Here is an 18,639-nt window from a genome sequence, read left to right as displayed (position 1 = left end):
CCAGTCGGCTATTCGCCAGCGTGTGCCATCCTCGGCAGCACGCGGTTTGTTAGCCAGGCTGGGTGCAAAACCCGAACCTAAGCCCGATGCGGAAGCCTTACCGATCTCCTTAGTTATATCACAAGAGAGCAAACGATGCTTGCGGGTTCGGTGCGATCGCTGCGAGTTCAGTGAAGGTTCGATGTAGGGGGCCATCTCCCCAGACCTGACAGCACCTTGCGAATCTGCTAAAAAAGCCGCTCCACACTTCAAAACCAGCCCTCATGCCCCTTAGGAGCTACCTCTCGCATGGCTACGAATTCTTCTCTCAACCGCAAACTGCGCATGGCTCTGGTGGGTGGCGGTCAAGGTTCGTTCATCGGCCGAGTTCATGCCACCGCCGCCGTCTTGGATAACCGCGCGATGCTTGTTGCCGGCTGCCTTTCCAGCGATGCCGCACGCGCGAAGGCTTCGGCCCCCGATTACGACATTCCCGAAAGCCGCGCCTACACATCGATCACCGAGCTCGTTCAAAAAGAGAAGGCGCTGCCTGCTGATCAGCGCGTCGACTTCGTTTCGGTCGCCACGCCCAATCACACCCACTTCGAGATCGCCAAGACGGCCGCCGAGGCCGGCCTCAACGTCATCTGCGACAAGCCGATGACCTTCGACCTGAAGCAAGCCGAAGAACTGGCCGAAGTGGTCAACAAGTCGGGCGTCGTCTTTGCCGTCTCGCACAACTACACCGGCTACCCGATGGTGCGCCAGGCCCGCGAAATGATCCTGGCCGGCGAACTGGGCGAGATCAACGCCATTCGCTCCAACTACATTCAAGGTTGGCTTCGTACGCGACTCGAAAATAGCGACCAGAAGCAAGCTGCCTGGCGAACTGACCCCAGCAAGAGCGGTGCGGCCGGTTGCTTCGGCGATATCGCCACCCACGCGTACAATCTCGGTCGCTATATGACGGGCCTGCTGCCGAGCGAGATCAGCTGCCATCTGAAGACGTTTGAACAAGGCCGCGCTCTCGATGATTACGGCACGGCCCTCATCAAGTTCGAAAACGGAGCCTTCGGCTGCGTCACTGCTTCGCAAATCAGCCACGGCCGCGAGAACGACCTGTTCATCGAAATCGATGGCACCAAGGGAGCCATTCAATGGCGGCAAGAAGAGCCCAACACGCTCGTCTTCCGCCAGAACGGCCAGCCTCACAAGCTCTATACGCGTAACGGCGGTCCGTACATCGGCGGACTCTCGGCTGCTTCATGCCGCTTGCCGAGCGGACATCCGGAAGCCTTCTTCGAAGCCTTCGCGAACGTCTATCGCAGCGCCTACGACAACATGGTGCTGCGTGCCGAAGGGAAAGCCTTCGAAAAGGTCGACACCATCTACCCGAACGTCAACGATGGCGTCGAAGGGATGTACTTCATCCAGCAAGCCGTGGAATCCAGCAAGCAAGGCGGCGCTTGGCTGCCGCTCAAGCACAAGCTGGCCCGCCGCTAAGTCCTATAGCTGGCCCGTTCCTTGTCTTATCGCCCCCGCCCCTGCGGCGGGGGTTCATTGGCTTTTGCGCTACTGTCACAGGGAGGCAATCATGAGTGAAATCGCCAAGCAGATTCTTGTCGCGTTGATTCTGGGTGGGATCATGACAACGAGTGCTTTTACTCAAGAGCGTCGCCGCCCCTTTCCACCATTGATCACAGCCGAAGCGGCTCGCTTGAAACACGACTCAGTCCTCTCCGGAATTCCCAGCCTCGAGGACATCGCATCGATCACAGCAGAAAAGACGATTGGGGCTCCTTACGGAAGTGAGATCGCGGCTCTCACCGTTCCGCCTGAATCCTACCAGGAGATCATGGCTTTTTTTCAAGGTAGCGAGATCGATGTTGATCCCATGCCTTAGCATGCAAGAGATGGGTTGTCTGATTATCAAGACCAAGAAAGGGCAGTCGTCTCGAATCTGCTGGTATTGCGGTGCTCAAGGGGCACCCACCATGTTCTCTGTCAAAGGGGTCCGCTGCGTCAAAAGAGAATGGGACGTGAAGCAAGGGGAAGCAGCAGGCCGACTCGCGAAGTTGCTTGCCCAAATCGCGTCTTCCAAACCGGCTACTCAAGCTCCGGGTGACAAACAGCAGTACTAGCAACTAGGCACCTGAAGCTTCCTGCATCGAATGCAGTGCCTGCGTAGGTGCGACAAGAGTAGTCCATCTCTTTGTTCCTCGCGCGCAGCCTGATAGGCTACGGAGAACGGACGAAACTCTCGCACGACACAAGGAATCGCAACCATGTCACACGAATACGACATCCTACACACTCGCGGCAAAAAGCTGGAAGATGCTTACTTCGCCGAACGCGACCGCCGGCTGGTGGAAGAAATGAAGCGGACCATGAACTTGGAAGAGTGGCGCGCAAACTTCGGCCACGGCCTGGGGATCACCGATTCGCCGGCGCTGCAAGCAATCGCTAAGGTCGACAACGGAGTCGAGGTCGCTGCCGCAACCGTCCTTCTTCCCTTGGTGGAAGTTGCCTGGTGCGACGGAGAGGTCTCCGCACAAGAAAAAGCAGCAGTCCTGAAGGCTGCGAACGGCTTGGGAATCGCGGTCGATTCTCCTATGTACCTGCTGTTGCAAAACTGGCTCGATCATCGCCCCGCCCGCGCGGCCGTCGAAGCCTGGAAGGAGTTCGTCAAACAGCTGAGTTCCTCGCTGACTCCTGAGAATGCCGTGAAGCTCAAGGACGGCATCATGCATCGGGCAGAAAAAGTCGCCCTGACGACCGGCGGATTCCTCGGCTTCGGGAACAAGGTCTCACAAGCGGAACACGATTGCCTGGCTGAGTTGACCCAGGCGTTTGATTCGGCAACGCATGCCTGAGTTGAGCAGCACTGCGACTCGATTGTTGCTGCCAGGGATGGCCGCATTCCACACCCACCTAAACGTCCAAAAACCTCCGGGTTTTTGGACAGGCAGCAGTCTTTGAACTTCGCCGCAAGTGCCTTGGATTGCGTCACTTGCGAATCAATGGTGAGTTTTGCAACTCACTCTCTCTGTCCATGAACCGGGCTAGTTCTTGGACACGCGACTCGATTGCAACTGAGGCTCGCACCTCGCAAACATCGCGTACCGCAGCCGCGCAGCGCGGGCACACTTCCTGAGCAACCAAACTATGAGAGAACTTCCCGACATTAGCTCATAATGCCGATCCGTTGTCAATAAGTTCATTCGCTATTTTTCACAACATTCTGATGATGTCGTGACCAGCGGGAGTGCGGGGAAGGACTACTCTTCGCCCGTATCCAGGACGGCGAGGAAGGCCTTCTGCGGAATCTCGACTTGGCCGATGGCCTTCATCCGCTTCTTGCCTTCCTTTTGCTTGGCCCACAGTTTCTTCTTGCGGCTGATATCGCCACCGTAGCACTTGGCCGTCACGTTCTTGCGCATCGCAGGCTTCGATTCGCGGGCGATGATCCGGCCGCCGATCGCTGCCTGAATAGCGACCTCGAACATGTGACGATCGATTTCGTCTTTCAGGCGCTTGCAGACGCCGCGACCGCGACGTTCGGCGTCGTAGCGATGGCAGATGACCGAGAGGGCATCGACGCGGACATTGTTGACGAGAATGTCGAGCTTCACCAGGTCGGCCGGTTGATAGCCGATTACTTCGTAGTCCATCGTGCCGTAGCCGCGCGTAGCGCTCTTCAGCTTGTCGTGCAAATCGTAGATCACTTCCGCCAGTGGAATGTCGTAGACGATCATCGTCCGCTGGGGCGAGAGATATTCTTGCCGAACCAGCACGCCGCGACGATCCTGGCACAGCTTCATGACGTTGCCGATGAACTCGGCCGGCTGAATGAGATTCACGCGCACAATGGGCTGGCGGAACTCTTCAATCTGGCCGGAGTCGGGCACATCTTGCGGCTTATGAATCTGGAAGGTCTCGCCGTTCTTGTTCAGAATTTCGTAGGTCACGTTCGGAGCCGTCTGGATCAAGTCGATGTCCGACTCACCTTCCAGCCGCTGCTGCACAATTTCCATATGCAGCAAGCCAAGGAACCCGCAGCGAAAACCAAAGCCCAGCGCGTCGCTCGTTTCGGGCTCGAACTCGAAGCTGGGGTCGTTCATCGCCAGTTTTTCGAGCGCGTCGCGAAGCTCGGTAAACTCCTGACCATCGGAGGGATACAGCCCGCAATAGACCATGCGTTTGGGCGGCTTGTAACCTTCGAGCGCCGTCGCGCCGTTGTCGCCAGCGATGGTCACGGTGTCGCCGATGTGCACCAGCTTCAGCGACTTGATATTGCAGATGATGTAACCGACTTCGCCGGCCAGCAGCACGTTGCACGCGGTTCGCTGGGGAGTGAACTGCCCCAGTTCGAGGATTTCGTGCGTGCTGTTAGTGCGCAAAAAGCGGATCTTCATGCCGCGCGACAGCCGGCCGTTGATCACGCGGATGTAAGTGATGGCACCGCGATAGTCGTCGTAGTGCGAGTCGAAGACCATCGCCTGCAGGATTGCTTCGGGATCGCCCTTGGGTTCTGGAATGCGCTGAATGAGCGCGGCGCAGAGACCTTCGATGCCGACGCCCGTCTTGGCACTTACCTTCAGCACTTCGGACGAATCGATGGCGAGCGTCTGCTCCATTTCGAGCAGCACTTCCTCGATGCGGGCGTTGACGAGATCGATCTTGTTGATGATGGGAACAATGGTCAGGTTCGAGTTCATCGCCGCAAAGGCATTGGCCAGCGTTTGAGCTTCGACACCTTGGGCGGCATCGACGACGAGGATGGCACCTTCGCAACAGGCGAGCGAGCGAGAAACTTCGTAATGAAAATCGACGTGCCCGGGGGTATCGATGAGGTTCATCTCATACTCGTTCCCCTCGTACATGTACATCATCCGCACCGCGCGGGCCTTGATGGTGATGCCACGGTCACGCTCCAACTGCATGTCGTCCAGCAGTTGGTCTTTCATCTCGCGGCGCGTAACGGTGCCGGTGAACTCCAGCAGGCGGTCTGCGAGGGTGCTCTTGCCGTGATCGATGTGGGCAATGATGCAAAAGTTGCGAATGAACTTGTTGGCAATTTCGGGCATAAATGGCGAGACCGATCGGTGTGGCAAGACCGCGAGGCAGGGACGAAACGCCGCAAAGAATCAGCTCTTTTTGCGGTGCCACGCCAGGCGAGCAATCCCGGCGGCGCCGATGTAGCCGGCTTCCCCCTCCAAGAGTGCAAAGTCGATGGTAGTGCGCTGGGCGGGAATAGGAAAGGCGTGCTCGCGAACAATGCCGCGGACACGCTCGAGAAACCGCAGCCCCAGCGGATGGTCGGGACCGCCGAAATTCATCGCCCCGCCCAGCAAAACAGCCGCTGGATCGATGGTGTGAATCAGGCTGGTGACGCCAAAACCGAGGTAAGTCGCCAGTTCGTCGATCAGGTCGAGTGAGAACTTGTCGCCCCGCTCGGCCTCTTCGGCAATCATCTTGGGGGTGAGTGGATCGGCCTCGGAAATTCGGCCGAGCAGGCTGGTTTTGGGCCCTTTTTCCAGCAGCATCTCGGTATGTGCCAGCAGGCCGGTGGCACTACAGTAAGCTTCCAAATGGCCACGTTGGCCGCAACCGCACATGCGAGCGGAGGGGTTGCAGTCGATAATGATGTGGCCGCATTCGCTGCCGCAGCTGTTTTCGCCGTCAATCGACAGGTCGCCAATAATGATGCCGCCCCCCACGCCCGTCCCCAGGGTGAGCATGACGATGCTGCGATACTGCTGACCGCCGCCAACCCAGAACTCGCCATAGGCGGCCGCGTTGGCATCGTTCGCGTAAGAAGTGGGCAGCCCCCAAATCTGGCTCACGCGGTCGCGAATCGGAAAGTTGTACCAATGCGGCAAGTTGTGGGGTTCAAGCAACATGCCGTTCGGAATGTCCATGGTACCCGGCGACGCCAGGCCGATGGCCGAGAGATCGCTGCGGCCCAGATCCATCGCCCGCATCATGGCGTCGGTAGCGACGCGGCACCGCTGCAGGGCCGCTTCGGGCCCTTGTTCTTCGTGGGTCGAAACCTTCGTCAGGGTGAGGGTGCGGCCCAGGTCGTCGACCACACCCAGCTTAATATTCGTCCCGCCAACATCGATTCCCAGGAACAACGGCCGCTTTGCCTCCGCTGCTGAAACCGTCTTTACATGTGCCGTCATTGCCAAATCGTCCATGCTGCTCGACTGAAATTCGATAGCGAAAGTATAGGAACCATCGCCGAAAACCGCTACCCACGCAGGAAGAGCAAGCGGGGTGCCAAAAGAGCGAGAGCGGAGCTTAGTCTAGGTAAATTTTGTCGACTACAGTTCGAAGAATCGCTGAATGGGGTAGCTTTGATCGATCGACTCAGGATGGGCTGCTTCCCAAGCAAACTGGCTTTCGCAATAGGCCCCCAGATTAAAGGACAGGCTGTAGGCATCGGAGTTGAGGCAATCGCGAACTGTCAGCTGACCGACTACCTCAGCACGCTCAAATTCGGCCTGGCGTTTTCGCAGTTGTTCGATGGTCCGGATCGGTCCCAGGCTGTGGTGGGCAACCTGTAGAACAGGGGCCTCTATGTATTTCGCTGGCAAGCCCTCTATGGTTCGGCCGTAGTTGAAGACAAGCAGATGGCTGCGGTAGAAGTCTGCAGTCGTGGGCTTTTCGGACTGCCGCAGGCGAGTGATACCGATAAGGTAGCTGTACCACTCCGGTTTCTTACCGGCAGTATCGACGCCAAAGCAGATCGCCCCGCCATAGTCGCCTGTCGGATAGCTGAAGGCGATGCAATCGCCCGCTTGATAAGGAACTTTGCACGTGAAGAATCGCGGGATCGACTTGGCTTTCTTCGCGGGAGTCGAAATCTTCTTCAGAAACTTTGCTAGCGACTTCTTGCGAGCGGGTGCCTGCTCGTCCCAATCTGCCAGGTCGATCTCTTCGTCAACGATGCGCTTGACGGTCTGCCTGGTTGGCTCGTCGAGCACCTGACATTCCCAGCAAATCAGTGCGTAGGCCAGCCATTCGCTGGTATTGTCAGCGAGCACCGCCTCATCCTTGTCTGTGATGAGTCGGTGCTCCTTCATGATTGCAGCCTTGATTGTTTCCAAAGGCTGCTTTTCGTAATAACGAGATTCGAATCCGTGATAAACATCGCAGGCAGCATCGCTGCCAAGAATCTCGGTGCTCCATGCTCCCACGGTTAATATGTCTCGCGATAGCACTCGCGGGTGGGGACGCACTCGCCGCGCGTGACGTGCAGGCTATCGGGGCCGAGCACGTGCTGGGTCATGTTGCACCAGCAGTAGCCCGCGCCGCTTTCGTCGGGATAGCGCTCGGCGTCGCCAACCGTGCCGCGCACGTACATGGCTTTGTTGCGCAGGTAGACGCAGGGTGGAGTCGTGATTTTCGGAGCTTCGTCGTAAGACTTTTCGAAGGGCATGATCGATCCCCGGTGAGCTGTGAGTTGGAAGTGCCTGATGGTGGCGTGGGCCGCTGAAGGCATGCTCCACGCCACTGCGAATGGCTGCGAATTACAGACCGCCCGTCTCCAAGCCGGCGGCGCGAAGGATCGCCCGCTTCACGGCAACTTGGGCCAGTTGCACCTTGTAGCCGTTGTTGGAAAGAGGCGATGCTGCGACGACCGCTGCGTTACCAGCGGCGGCCGCGGTTTCTTCATTCACCGGCTTGCCGATCAGTTCGGCGGCCGCTTCGAGCGAGATCCAAGGCGTCGGGGCGACGTGCCCAAGGACAATCCTCGCGTCTTGCACAATGCCACCTTCGATTTGCAACGAGGCAGCGGCTGAAGCGAGCGGATAATCTGGACCGGCACCATGCCGCACTTCATACGTGGCGTTAAAGCCCGTCGAAGCGGGAATGAGCAGGTGCGTGACGAACTGATTGGGCTGCAGCACCGTTTCGCGTTCGGCCTCGTGGCGAGGTGCGCGATAGAGTTGCTCGGCCGAAATCAGTTTTTCATCCGCTTCGCCAGGACCGATCACGCGGACCTGAGCATTCAAAGCGACCAGCGCGGGAGCCAAACGCGAATTACTGACGAACTTGGCGGCCCCTTGGTTGCCAAAGATGGCGTGGAAGCGATTGTCTCCTTCGGCAGCCAACTTACCGCCACCGGCGAGCAACCCGCGACCTTGCCGGAAGAACCAGCATTGCGGTCGTTGCAGCACTTCGCCGCCGAGCGTCCCTTGGCACTGCAGCTGCATGCTCGCGATCCCTTCGATGGCCTGCCGAATCGCCGGGTACGGCGTCAGGTAGGGATGATCGAGAAGGACATCGAGCGTGACGACCGAGCCCACGGCGAGGACGCCGTTATCAAGCTGCTCGATCGCTTTTAGCGAAGGGACTTCCAGGATGTTCACGACTCGCTCGGGCCGCACAACATTGGCTTGCATCAAGCCGATGAGGTCGGTGCCGCCCGCGAGGATTTCGGTATGGCCGGGCTGAGAACTGAGGAGCGAAAGCACCTCAGCTTCGGACCGCGGCGAAGCATATTCAAAGTTTTTCATGGTTGGTTGGAATCCGAAAATGCGAAGTTGAGTGAAATGGTTACGCCTTGGCCTTCAGTGCTTCCAACACGCGTTGCGGCGTGATGGGAAGAACCGGCACGCGAATGCCCAGGGCATTGCAAACCGCATTGCTGATGGCAGCGCCCGGTGCGATAACCGGAGGCTCACCAATGCCGATCACGCCGCGCGAGCGTTGATCGTCGGGTTCATAAAACTCGCAAACCACTTCGCCGATATCGCCAATCCGCGGCAACTTGTAATCCTTCAGTTCCGCATTGACGAACGCGCCGGTCTTGGGATCGGTAATTCGCTGTTCGAACAGCGCGTAAGCGATCCCCATGACCGCCGAACCATAGACCTGGCTCTCGGCCTGTTGCCGACAAACGACCAGGCCGATGTCCTGCACGGCGACGAACTTCTTCATCTTCACCACGCCGGTATCCAGATCAACGGCCACATGGGCCATTTGCACGCCACCGACCTGCTGACTGCTCAGCGGGCTGGGCGTGTCAATCTTGTACGAGCCGGTCACTTCCAGCGGCCGCATGCCAATCAGCGTGCAGGCTTCTTTCCAAGACAGGCTCTTGTCCGGCGAACCGGCCACTTGAATGCGGCCCTTCACCGCTTCGAGCGTCGCGGGATCGACGCTCAACTTCTTACCGACGAGTTCGGCAATCTGCCGGAAGGCATCCTGGCCGGCTCGGCGATGCGATTCGCAAACGCCGCCGACCGTGGTACTGCCACCCGAAGGTCCACTAACGGGCATCTTCGACGAACCAATGTTCACCTTGATGCTTTCGTAGGGGAGGCCAAAGGTTTCGGCCAGCACGACGGCGAGCACCGTACGTGTGCCGACGCCCAGGTCTTGCGTGCCGCAGGTCGTTTCGACACCACCATCGGGATAGATCTTGAGCAGGCAGTTCGAGCTGTTGGCTTTGCCACCCCAGGTGTGGATGGCCATGCCGAGCCCTTCGACCACCGAGCCCTTCTTTTGTCCCTTGCCGTGAGCATGCCACTTGGCATTCCAGTCCATCAGTTTGGCAGCGATTTCCATTTCGGCCTTGTAGACCGAAGGCTTTGCGCCGCTGATGCCGGGCTTCTCGTCGGTGCCCAGGTTCTTCAGGAAGATGTCGTAGCTGTTGGCTCCCATCTTCCGCGCGAGGTCGTCGATGGCCGTTTGCGTCATCGCACAGGACTGTGGATGATTCGGCGCGCGCCAGGCACGTGATTGAGCCGTGTTGGTCTTCAGATTGGTTTGCAGCCGGCGATAGTTCTTGGGGGCAAACACATACGGAACGACCGTATGGCTGACACCACCGGGGATCGCCCCGTCGCTGCCCCAATGCTCCGAATCCCAAACCTGAATCACGCCATCCTTATCAGCACCGAGTTTCACTTTCAGGTAGCCGCTGGGGCGATTGCCACCCAGTTGCTGTTCTTGAAGTCGCGTGAGCATGAACTTGACGGGGCGACCGGTCGCCTTGCTGATGCGGGCGGCGGCGATGCCCCACAGATCGGGCGCGAACTTACTGCCGAAGCCACCACCGATGTAGTCGCAGCGGACTTCGACATCGTCCGAGGTGATGTTCAGGTCCTTGGCAAAGCCCTCGTCGGTACCCGAGACGTTTTGGGTCGACAGGTGCACCATCAGCTTGTTGCCTTGCCACTCAACGGTTGAACCGTGCGGCTCGAGACAGCAGTGGGTAATGGCGTCGATGCCATACGTCCCTTCGACCACATAGGCCGACTCTTTCAGGAGGCGAGCAATTTCCTTGTCGATGAACTCGTCTTCATCGTCGTCGTCACCCGGTTCCTTCACAGTGACAGCCTTGCCGCCACCCTTGACCGTGCGGCCCAGTTTCTTGGCTGTGGCCAGATCATCTTCGCTGGTGAACGACTCGAGCATTTCGTACTCGATCTTGATGGCATTCACACCCTCCGCGGCCGCAGCTTCGGTTTCGGCGGCAACAACGGCGAGCATTTCACCCTGCCATTCGATTTCTTCACCTTCCTTGCGCAGAGCTTCGACGTGAACGACACCCTTGACCTTTTTCGCGCCGTCGAGATTGATCGACTTGATCTTGCAGTGGGCATGAGGGCAGCCGAGCGCTCGGGCGATGAGCTGGTTTTTCAGATTGATGTCGTAGGTGTACTTGGCGGCACCCGTCGATTTGGCCATGCCGTCGAGCCGCACATGGCGCTTGCCCAGCTGTTGGGACTTGTCGCGTGACGGCCAGTAATAAGTTTCAGCCATGGTTATGCGTCTCCCTTCACAAGTTTCACAGCGGCTTGAACGACATTCACGTACGTGCCGCAGCGGCAGATGTTGCCGTTGAGGCCGTCGCGAATCTCGGCTTCCGTCGCTTTGGGCTTCTTATCGAGAAACGCCTTCACGGCGACGACAAAACCGGGTGTGCAGAAGCCGCACTGCTGGGCATCGCAGGCAGTGAAAGCTGCGGGAACTTTGTCCTTGGCCAGGCTTTCGACGGTGGCGATGTCTTTGCCTACCGCTTGCAGGGCCAGCATGATATTGGCTTGCATCGGCTTGCCGTCGATCAGCACCGTGGCGCCACCGCTGCTGCCGTCGGTGCAAATCGGCTTGGCTCCGGTGAGATCGAGTTGAAATCGCAAAACGTCGAGCAACGTGGTGCGTGGTTCTACCGTCACCTTGTGCTTCTTGCCGTTGACCGCGAGTTCGATCGTCGTTTCGCCCGCGACGACATTCGAGCCGGTCGCTTGCTGGGCAAAAGCGGTGGCCGAAGTTTGCAAGGTCGCAGCCGCGGCAATCGCGCCGCTGCCATGTAAAAAGTCTCGTCGACTGAACCCTCCGGACTTGTCCGCGGGCCGAGGGACCGTCGGCTTCGTGCTTGACGACATGCAGTGATTCCTTGTGGGGCGCGGATGTGCGCTCGCGCCGAGCACTGCAGGCTCAAACTTTGGCGAACCCTCGGCAAGCAACTCACCCCATGATGATGACTTGCCGATTTGCATCTCCGCGATGCTCCACCTCAGCCGACCGCAGCGCGGGTGATTATTGCGGCTGGCCGCGCGCGATGCAACAAAGCAAATTGATTGGTGGCGAACAAATCGGAGCAAAAGTGCAATGTCAGCATCGTACCTACGAGCAGCATGATGCTGACATGGCTCACTTTCCTTGATTTCGCGGATCATCCTTCGGATTCACATAGTTGATCGTCCAGGGACCAGTGCCGTGGAACTGCGCGACCGTCTCGCCCTTCGTCCAAACGAAATGCTTCATGCCAGGCTCCCAAAAACCGTAGCTGCCGGCAGGCATCGCGGACGTGGCTTTCTCGTCGAACTTGTCACCCATGCCGATGTTGAATGTGCCTTGAATCACCGTCACACGCTCCATCTTTGGATGCGTGTGCGGGGGAATGCGATAGCCATCGGGCACTTTCACGCGAAAGACAAATGGGCCCTCTTTGCTAGGGTCACCTTCCAGGACCGCGATTTGAGCCCCTTTGGGCAGCGATGGTGGACCGTCCTTCCATTTCATCTCGGCCGGGACATTGAGCTTTACTCCTTCGCCATGATCGTCAGCGACCGCGATTGTTGACAACAAAAGAACGAAGCTGAAAACGGTAGCAATACGCATGAAATTTGCTCCTTATTTGAGAAAACAACTAAAACGGCTTCCGCATCGCCATTCCGTAGTGATAGGGCGGAATCTGCACAATTCCCTCGTCCAGCGGCTCAAAGCCAGCCTGAATTGCCCATTCGCAGCACTGCTGCGGCGTGGGCCTGATGTTCATGCTCGGCCCGCGCGGCGTGCTGCGATCGTGGTTCCAGTGCATGATGCCCAGGACGCCACCTGGAGCCAGAACTCGCCAAGCTTCAGCCAGCAGTACGCCTGGGCACTCGGCGTGTAGCAGATTGAAAAGCATGGCATAGGACGCAGCAAAGTCCGGCAAACCAGTGCCGCTGGAGACGAAATCGCGAACGATGCCACGAACATTGGTGAGACCGCTCTGCTGTGCCTTTCGCAGTGTGGAAGCAACCATTCCAGCATCAATGTCAAAGGCATGCACAATGCCGTCGGACCGACGGGCAGCAGGGATGGTGAATGTTCCGTAGCCGCAGCCAAGGTCAACGACATCGCCGCTGGAATGAACGAAACCGAGGTGATCAAGTGCCAGTTCAGGATTGAAGAATGTTTCCCAAACTGGCTCGGCGGGCATCCCACTCTCGCGAGTTTTCACTTTGCCGTTATTCCTTCGCCTTGGGAAAACCGCTCTCGATCAACTCCTTATATCCGGGCTTGAGCGGTCGAACTTCATAGCCCAACTTCTCCAGAATATCGCCGGCCGCAACGCAGCGCTTTCCAACCACGCAATGCGTGTAAATGATCTTGTTCTTTGGCAGTTTCTTTCCGAGGTCACCGTTCTTCTGCAGATCGCTTAGCGACAAGAGAATCGCCCCTTCGACATGTCCCTCATCCCATTCCTGCTTCTCACGAACGTCGACGAGCACAGCTTTGCCTTCGTCCACATTCTTTTTGATCGTTGCCAAGGAGTCCTTCGTCGGCTCGGAGGCACTGGAGACAATGGCGACCAGCGTGACTACCACAAACGTCATGAGGCGGAGTGACATGTGGATTCCCTTTCGGAGAGTGGTGGGGAGACCCAGATTGTAACAAGTCGTCGCGCGCCTCCGAATCGCAAGGCGTTTGCACATGGCGTAAGGCTGCCTGCTGTTGGAAGGCCATCGGCTGATGACATAAACAGCAACCCACTCAACAGAGGGGCGCTCACAAACCCAGGGTAGTTTGTGAACACGACAGTCAATATCTCTCGGGCGCCACGCGTGTGCGCGTTCACAAACCCCTCCGGCTTGTGAACACAGTTTTCCAAACCGGCCGCTGGCTGGTGAGTTTGGGACGAAGGTCCTTGGTGTGGCGACAAGACTTCGCTCGCCAGCAAGGGTGGAAAAATCGTCACGATCTGAGGTCAGCGAACCGACACCGAGTGGCCTGCGTATGCAGGTTTGTGTGGCCTGTGTCGATTGTCGCATGACGTTGCTTAGGGAAGCGGAGCAGACGGGCGCGACTTTCTTTGACCGGCCCCAAATCGTGTCCTATATTCCATCTGGCTGAAGCTCCGCCCTGACCGCGAAGGGGGGAGCCGGCAAGCGGGATGTTGGGGGCTCCAGCCCAGCTGTTTTTGACAGTTGGGACCCCAGATTTCGCCCCGGCCGAGTGGCCTCCCCGCTGCTCGTCGAGTTCTGGCCCGATGATTCGCCCGCATCCTGAAACGGCGTGGCACCCGCTCCCCAACTTCGATTGTTGCCTTTCGCTTTGCGCGTGAGGCGAGTTCGTTTCGTCTGGTGAGTGAGTGTCCGTCGGCTGAGACGGAACGATGACCAAACGCTCCCGCATCTTGCTCTGCACCGCCGCTCTGACCGCAGCCTTCGTTGGTATGTGGCCGGCTACTCTCGTTCGAGCCCAGCAGCCGTTGGCTGCGATTGGCGACGTCAAACCTGATGTCGCCCAGACGCTCGAACAAGGCTCCAAGCTGGAACAGCAAAAACGCTGGGCCGAGGCTCTCAACCACTATGAAGAAGCCCTGCGTGCGCACCCCGAACGGACCGAACTGAAGCAACGCCTGACGATGGTTCGGGCTCACTACGACGTCGCCCGTCGTTACTCTGATCTGACCTACACCAAGGCCATTCACACGCTCACCGAGCGGGAAGCTTTGGCCATCTATGAAGAAGTGCTGCTGAAGGTTTCTGCCCATTACGTGCATCAGCCCAAGTGGCACGACATTCTCCGTCAGGGGACGGTGAACTTTGACGCCGCACTGACGGAACCAATCTTCGCCACGTCGAACAACCTGAAGCTCACATCCGAGCAGCACAACCAGTTGCAACGAGACATTCGCTTTTGGACCGAACGTCAGGCCATCGACGATCGTCATCAGGCCAAGGAACTTGTCGAAGCGATTGCGCGCACGGTCAAGCAGCGTTATTCGATCAGCCCGCAGGCAGTGATCCTCGAATATGCGAGTGGTGCCGCGGCGGCTCTGGATGAATACTCGAGCTTTCTGACCGACAGCCAGATGGACGAGATCTTTGCCCAGATCGAAGGCAATTTCGTCGGCTTGGGCGTTGAGTTGAAGACCGAGCCCGCTGGCTTGCTAGTGGTGAACGTCATCACCGGTGGCCCAGCGTACGAAGGTGGCATTCGTGCCGGCGATCGCATCGTTCAGGTCGACGACAAGACCAGCAGTGAGGTTTCGCCCGATCAACTGGCCGACCTGCTGCGTGGTTCGGAAGGGAGCCTGGTAACCGTTGTGCTGAAAGATGCTCAAGGTATGCCTCGCACTTTGAAGCTCACTCGCCGCCGCGTGGAAGTCCCTAGCGTCGAAGATGTACGGATCGTCGATCAAGCCTCTGGCATTGGCTACTTCAAACTGACCAGCTTTCAAAAGACGACGGCCCGCGACGTCGACGCTGCCCTGTGGAAGTTGCACGATCAAGGGATGCGGAGCCTGGTGATTGACCTGCGTGGCAATCCCGGTGGCTTGCTGAAGGCAGCTGTGGATGTGGCCGACAAGTTCGTGAACGATGGCCTGATTGTCGCCACTCGTGGCCGCAGCCCACGAGAGGATTTCGATCATCGCGGTCAAGTGCAAGGAACCTGGCGAGTGCCGCTGGTGATTTTGATCGACCACGACTCAGCCAGTGCCAGCGAGATACTCGCCGGTGCCGTTCGCGATCACAAGCGTGGCACCGTGGTAGGCGAAAAGAGCTACGGCAAGGGTTCGGTTCAGGGGATCTTCCCCCTGGCCGTCAGCCGCACCGGCATTCGTTTGACCACTGCCAAGTGGTACACCCCGAGCGGCCAGGCGATCAGCGGAATGGGCATCGCACCCGATATCGCGGTGACCAAGGCCGCCAAGCCTGTCGATGGGCAAGTTCCTCGCATCCCGTCGGAAGATGCAATCCTGAGTGCCGGTTTGCAAGTGGCTCGCAATCTGACTACCGCCAGCAAGTAACCAGGTTGGGGTCGGCAAATTGCTGCCCCGCAATCGCCCGCTCCGGGGATTGTCGCCGCCGGGGCAATGGGCCAGACTGTCTCGCTCGCATTCTTCATTTCTGCGGCGTCTTGTCTTTGCTCTTCTGCCTGTGACTTCTCCCACCGACTATCAACGCCCTTCGCACTCGCCTTTGAAGCCGCTGCTGCCCATGCTGCGGCTGATGCGCTTGCCCAACGTCTTCACCGCCATCGCTGACGTGATGATGGGGTTTGTCTTCGCCCGGCACACGTTCAGCCCGGGTGGAGCTTTGCTCTGCCTGATTGCCGCTTCGGGGCTGCTCTACACCGCGGGCATGATTCTCAATGATGTCTTCGACCTGGAGATCGACCGGAAGGAACGTCCGCAACGGCCGCTTCCGTCTGGCCAGATTCCCGTGGGACAGGCTCGCGCCCTTGGCTTTTTGATGCTGCTGTTGGGCGTGGGTTTTGGTTGGCTCGCTGGCTACTTGTATCAAGACGATCGCTTGTTGCCGGTCGCTTATCCTTGGCGAAGCGGAGTGATTGCCACCGCCCTGGCTCTTGCCGTGTTGCTCTATGACGCTTGGGCCAAGAAGACCTTTCTCGGCCCGCTGAATATGGGCCTTTGCCGCGTGTTAAATGTGCTGCTGGGGATGAGTCTTGCGGGTGCCAATCCAGCGGGCGAGACGTTCACCATCGGCGGCTATTCGCTGCTCGGCTACACCTCGGCTCAGTTGGTCGTCGCCTTGGGAATTGGCGTCTACATCGTGGGCGTGACGATCTACGCCAAGTACGAAGCGGAGCAAAGCAACACCCTGCAGTTGCTGCTGGGCGTGCTTGTTATGGCAAGTGGTGTGGTGCTGCTGGGATGTGCCGCATTACTGACCACGCTACGAATTCAGCCGAACCTCGTGTATTGGGTACTTCTCGCACTGTTAGCGGCCACGATCCTGCGCCGCTCCATTTCCGCTGCTTTCGATGGTTCTCCAAAACTCGTCCAGGGTGCGGTCAAGCACGCGATCCTTTCGATTATCATGCTGGATGCCGCCGTGACGCTCGCGATGGGAGCACCGCCCTACGGCGTCGTCGTGGTGTCTCTCTTAGCTCCGGCGTTTCTGCTCGGCCGCTGGGTTTATTCGACATAGTTTGCCAACAAGGGACAGGTTCGAAACATGCGGCTCGGCTACAACACCAATGGCTGGGCTCATCACGATCCGTTCACGGCAATTGAGTTGCTTGCCGACATTGGCTACCGCAGCGTCGCCATCACGCTCGATCACGGCCCGCTCAATCCGTTTGCGCCCGAGTGGCCCAGTAACCTCCAGCGCCTGCGTCATTTGCTCGACCGGCTCAAGCTCACCTCGGTGGTCGAAACCGGTGCCCGCTTTCTGCTCGATCCCCGCCACAAGCATCAGCCCACGATGCTCTCCGCAGATGCTGCCGCCCGCACAATGCGGATCGACTTCCTCCGCCGTGCTACCGAAGCCGCCGCAGAACTCGGCAGCGATTGTGTCTCGTTGTGGTCAGGAACGGCTTTGCCCGGAACCGCGGACGCCGCCGATGATCAAACGCTGCTCGATCGCCTGGGTGCCAGCTTGACGGAGTTACTGCCGGTGGCGGAGAGGCTCGGCGTGAACATCGGCTTCGAACCCGAGCCCGGCATGTTCATCGACTCGATGAGCCGCTTTCAGCGGTTGCTGGAATGGGTCGACTCTCCCCGCTTGCAAGTCACGCTCGACCTGGGCCATTTGTACTGCCAGGGAGAAGTGCCGATTGCCGACTACATCGCCCGCTGGAGTTCCCGGCTCGTCAACGTGCATGTCGAGGATATGCGGGCCGGTGTCCATGAGCACCTGATGTTTGGCGAAGGCGAAATGGAGTTCCCGCCGATCATCGCCGCCCTCGGCCGCACCCATTATCGCGGCGGCGTGCATGTGGAACTGAGTCGTCACAGCCACGAAGCGCCCACCGCTGCTGCCAAGGCCTTTGCCTTTCTCGAACCGCTTGTGCGGCCGTTTGCCTAAGCGTCGCCTTCGCCTTCGAGCAGGCTGTTTGAGAAACTCTGCGCTCTCTAGCGGTCATCCGTTGGCAAAGCTTGCCTCTTCTGGCAATTAGCTCGCCTCTCGACGCTCGGCTCAATTCCCCCACTCCCGCTGGTCGATGCCAGAACAGGACCATTCTTCTCGCTGCTGGGCAGCGAGTGCGGGCGGCGCGGGAATTTGCCGCTGCGATTGATGATTGAAGGGTGACTGCGGAACAAGGCCGTTCTAGGCAGATCGCTGCGGAGCCTTGCCGCTATGAGTACGAAACGCTATCTGCTGGCCGGCCTGGTAATGGCCGGTGGAGTTGCCGCTGCCTGGCCCTTTCGCCACGCGACACCGCCCCCCATGCAAACCCTGGCGGTCGAGCAGCCACCAGCAAACTCCACTTGGAGTCTGCCGCAAGATCTCACCCTGCAGGTGAACCCCGTCTCTGGCAGTTCCCCCGCGCCCGATCTCGTCCCGGTGGTTCCCGTGTCTCCGCCGCCCGGTACGCTCACGCGTCCCGCGTCGTTCAACGCTCAGCCCGGCAACGATCCGCCGCTGGAGTCACTCCCCGCCCCGCCATTTTTGCCGATGGCCTACGAGTCGCTGCTGGTCCCCGTGCGAGCCAGTAATCCAGCGCCGCCGACAAGCGATCTTTCTGTGCACGAGCCACTCCTTCCTTCGGCTGACGAGCAAGCGGCAGTCGAACGCGAAAAGCCGAGCCCCCTTTGGCGACGGCACCGCATCGTGGAAGGCGACACGCTCACCCAACTCGCCGAGCGCTACCTGGGAGACGCTTCCCGCGCCGGCGAGATTCACGTCGCCAACATCGACCGCCTCGCCAGCCCGCAGATTCTGCCCCTCGGCGTCACGCTGCTCATCCCGCCGCGAATCCAAGCCGGCACTGCCTCTTCGCCCTAGCTGCGATTCAAAAGGCGAGGCCGTTGTCAACCAACTTGTCCAATCAAGACGGCTTAGTTGGACAGACATTGCCTCTCAAACCCGAGAGTTACGCTAACTGCTGTCCAATCAAGGGCTCCTTGTTTGGACACCCCCCTTTTGCGGATAGCACAGTTTCACGGGCTGGGATCTGCCT

Annotated in this window: 17 protein-coding genes; 7 read left to right on the top strand and 10 right to left on the bottom strand. The window is 58.9% G+C overall.

Features of this window, described 5'->3' with window-relative positions:
- Positions 1–288: 288 nt before the first annotated feature.
- The 3 genes from NA78x_RS15130 (at position 289) to NA78x_RS15120 (ending at position 2,852) form a co-directional block, all read left to right on the top strand.
- Positions 289–1,482, top strand: a complete 1,194-nt coding sequence (locus tag NA78x_RS15130) for a Gfo/Idh/MocA family protein (RefSeq protein ID WP_425619287.1) — start codon at positions 289–291, stop codon at positions 1,480–1,482.
- Between the two features lie 91 nt (positions 1,483–1,573).
- Positions 1,574–1,882, top strand: coding sequence for a hypothetical protein (locus tag NA78x_RS15125; protein WP_425619286.1), 309 nt, complete (start codon positions 1,574–1,576; stop codon positions 1,880–1,882).
- A gap of 382 nt (positions 1,883–2,264) precedes the next feature.
- Entirely contained in the window at positions 2,265–2,852 is a 588-nt protein-coding gene (locus NA78x_RS15120) for a hypothetical protein (protein WP_425619285.1), read from the top strand.
- Between the two features lie 405 nt (positions 2,853–3,257).
- On the opposite strand, the gene lepA is transcribed toward NA78x_RS15120, so the two are convergent.
- From lepA to NA78x_RS15070, 10 genes are all read right to left on the bottom strand, one after another.
- Positions 3,258–5,066 (bottom strand): translation elongation factor 4, encoded by a 1,809-nt coding sequence (lepA, locus tag NA78x_RS15115; RefSeq protein ID WP_425619284.1) that lies wholly within the window; start codon positions 5,064–5,066, stop codon positions 3,258–3,260.
- Between the two features lie 60 nt (positions 5,067–5,126).
- On the bottom strand, positions 5,127–6,164 hold the full coding sequence (locus NA78x_RS15110) for an ROK family protein (RefSeq protein WP_425619283.1): 1,038 nt from the start codon (positions 6,162–6,164) through the stop codon (positions 5,127–5,129).
- A 141-nt stretch (positions 6,165–6,305) separates the two neighbouring features.
- Positions 6,306–7,067, bottom strand: a complete 762-nt coding sequence (locus NA78x_RS15105) for a hypothetical protein (protein ID WP_425619282.1) — start codon at positions 7,065–7,067, stop codon at positions 6,306–6,308.
- Between the two features lie 116 nt (positions 7,068–7,183).
- Positions 7,184–7,423, bottom strand: a complete 240-nt coding sequence (locus NA78x_RS15100; protein WP_425619281.1) for a hypothetical protein — start codon at positions 7,421–7,423, stop codon at positions 7,184–7,186.
- A gap of 91 nt (positions 7,424–7,514) precedes the next feature.
- Positions 7,515–8,504, bottom strand: a complete 990-nt coding sequence (locus tag NA78x_RS15095) for an FAD binding domain-containing protein (RefSeq protein WP_425619280.1) — start codon at positions 8,502–8,504, stop codon at positions 7,515–7,517.
- A gap of 40 nt (positions 8,505–8,544) precedes the next feature.
- Positions 8,545–10,758, bottom strand: coding sequence for a xanthine dehydrogenase family protein molybdopterin-binding subunit (locus NA78x_RS15090; RefSeq protein ID WP_425619279.1), 2,214 nt, complete (start codon positions 10,756–10,758; stop codon positions 8,545–8,547).
- Positions 10,759–10,760: 2 nt separating this feature from the next.
- Positions 10,761–11,381, bottom strand: a complete 621-nt coding sequence (locus tag NA78x_RS15085; RefSeq protein ID WP_425619278.1) for a (2Fe-2S)-binding protein — start codon at positions 11,379–11,381, stop codon at positions 10,761–10,763.
- Between the two features lie 268 nt (positions 11,382–11,649).
- Complete coding sequence (locus NA78x_RS15080; RefSeq protein WP_425619277.1) at positions 11,650–12,120, bottom strand: cupin domain-containing protein; 471 nt, start codon at positions 12,118–12,120, stop codon at positions 11,650–11,652.
- 28 nt (positions 12,121–12,148) lie between these two features.
- Entirely contained in the window at positions 12,149–12,724 is a 576-nt protein-coding gene (locus tag NA78x_RS15075) for a class I SAM-dependent methyltransferase (RefSeq protein ID WP_425619276.1), read from the bottom strand.
- Between the two features lie 7 nt (positions 12,725–12,731).
- Entirely contained in the window at positions 12,732–13,115 is a 384-nt protein-coding gene (locus NA78x_RS15070; RefSeq protein ID WP_425619275.1) for a rhodanese-like domain-containing protein, read from the bottom strand.
- Between the two features lie 764 nt (positions 13,116–13,879).
- Between NA78x_RS15070 and NA78x_RS15065 the strand changes: the two genes are divergently transcribed.
- The 4 genes from NA78x_RS15065 to NA78x_RS15050 all read left to right on the top strand — a co-directional run bounded on the left by NA78x_RS15065 (position 13,880) and on the right by NA78x_RS15050 (position 18,464).
- The gene (locus NA78x_RS15065; RefSeq protein ID WP_425619274.1) at positions 13,880–15,520 is read left to right on the top strand and encodes a S41 family peptidase; all 1,641 of its coding nucleotides are present in this window, start codon (positions 13,880–13,882) and stop codon (positions 15,518–15,520) included.
- Between the two features lie 130 nt (positions 15,521–15,650).
- Positions 15,651–16,664: a UbiA family prenyltransferase gene (locus NA78x_RS15060; RefSeq protein WP_425619273.1), complete on the top strand. Its 1,014-nt coding sequence runs from the start codon at positions 15,651–15,653 to the stop codon at positions 16,662–16,664.
- A gap of 27 nt (positions 16,665–16,691) precedes the next feature.
- A complete protein-coding gene (locus NA78x_RS15055) occupies positions 16,692–17,543 on the top strand; it encodes a sugar phosphate isomerase/epimerase family protein (protein ID WP_425619272.1) in 852 nt (283 codons plus the stop codon).
- Between the two features lie 273 nt (positions 17,544–17,816).
- Positions 17,817–18,464 carry a LysM peptidoglycan-binding domain-containing protein gene (locus NA78x_RS15050; protein ID WP_425619271.1) on the top strand — a complete coding sequence of 216 codons (648 nt, stop codon included), beginning with the start codon at positions 17,817–17,819 and terminating at the stop codon, positions 18,462–18,464.
- Positions 18,465–18,639 lie beyond the last annotated feature (175 nt).

The organism is Anatilimnocola aquadivae, assembly GCF_049819085.1.
In the GTDB taxonomy this organism is placed as follows: Bacteria; Planctomycetota; Planctomycetia; order Pirellulales; family Pirellulaceae; genus Anatilimnocola.
Note: the sequence above shows the minus strand (reverse complement) of the source record. Positions and strands in the feature narration are given on the sequence as shown.

What these genes read in the sequence shown, in the direction of transcription:
- NA78x_RS15130 (WP_425619287.1), top strand. Translation starts at nt 289, where the DNA reads ATGGCTACGAATTCTTCTCTCAACCGCAAACTGCGCATGGCTCTGGTG.
- NA78x_RS15125 (WP_425619286.1), top strand. Translation starts at nt 1,574, where the DNA reads ATGAGTGAAATCGCCAAGCAGATTCTTGTCGCGTTGATTCTGGGTGGG.
- NA78x_RS15120 (WP_425619285.1), top strand. Translation starts at nt 2,265, where the DNA reads ATGTCACACGAATACGACATCCTACACACTCGCGGCAAAAAGCTGGAA.
- lepA (WP_425619284.1), bottom strand. Translation starts at nt 5,066, where the DNA reads ATGCCCGAAATTGCCAACAAGTTCATTCGCAACTTTTGCATCATTGCC.
- NA78x_RS15110 (WP_425619283.1), bottom strand. Translation starts at nt 6,164, where the DNA reads ATGACGGCACATGTAAAGACGGTTTCAGCAGCGGAGGCAAAGCGGCCG.
- NA78x_RS15105 (WP_425619282.1), bottom strand. Translation starts at nt 7,067, where the DNA reads ATGAAGGAGCACCGACTCATCACAGACAAGGATGAGGCGGTGCTCGCT.
- NA78x_RS15100 (WP_425619281.1), bottom strand. Translation starts at nt 7,423, where the DNA reads ATGCCCTTCGAAAAGTCTTACGACGAAGCTCCGAAAATCACGACTCCA.
- NA78x_RS15095 (WP_425619280.1), bottom strand. Translation starts at nt 8,504, where the DNA reads ATGAAAAACTTTGAATATGCTTCGCCGCGGTCCGAAGCTGAGGTGCTT.
- NA78x_RS15090 (WP_425619279.1), bottom strand. Translation starts at nt 10,758, where the DNA reads ATGGCTGAAACTTATTACTGGCCGTCACGCGACAAGTCCCAACAGCTG.
- NA78x_RS15085 (WP_425619278.1), bottom strand. Translation starts at nt 11,381, where the DNA reads ATGTCGTCAAGCACGAAGCCGACGGTCCCTCGGCCCGCGGACAAGTCC.
- NA78x_RS15080 (WP_425619277.1), bottom strand. Translation starts at nt 12,120, where the DNA reads ATGCGTATTGCTACCGTTTTCAGCTTCGTTCTTTTGTTGTCAACAATC.
- NA78x_RS15070 (WP_425619275.1), bottom strand. Translation starts at nt 13,115, where the DNA reads ATGTCACTCCGCCTCATGACGTTTGTGGTAGTCACGCTGGTCGCCATT.
- NA78x_RS15065 (WP_425619274.1), top strand. Translation starts at nt 13,880, where the DNA reads ATGACCAAACGCTCCCGCATCTTGCTCTGCACCGCCGCTCTGACCGCA.
- NA78x_RS15055 (WP_425619272.1), top strand. Translation starts at nt 16,692, where the DNA reads ATGCGGCTCGGCTACAACACCAATGGCTGGGCTCATCACGATCCGTTC.
- NA78x_RS15050 (WP_425619271.1), top strand. Translation starts at nt 17,817, where the DNA reads ATGAGTACGAAACGCTATCTGCTGGCCGGCCTGGTAATGGCCGGTGGA.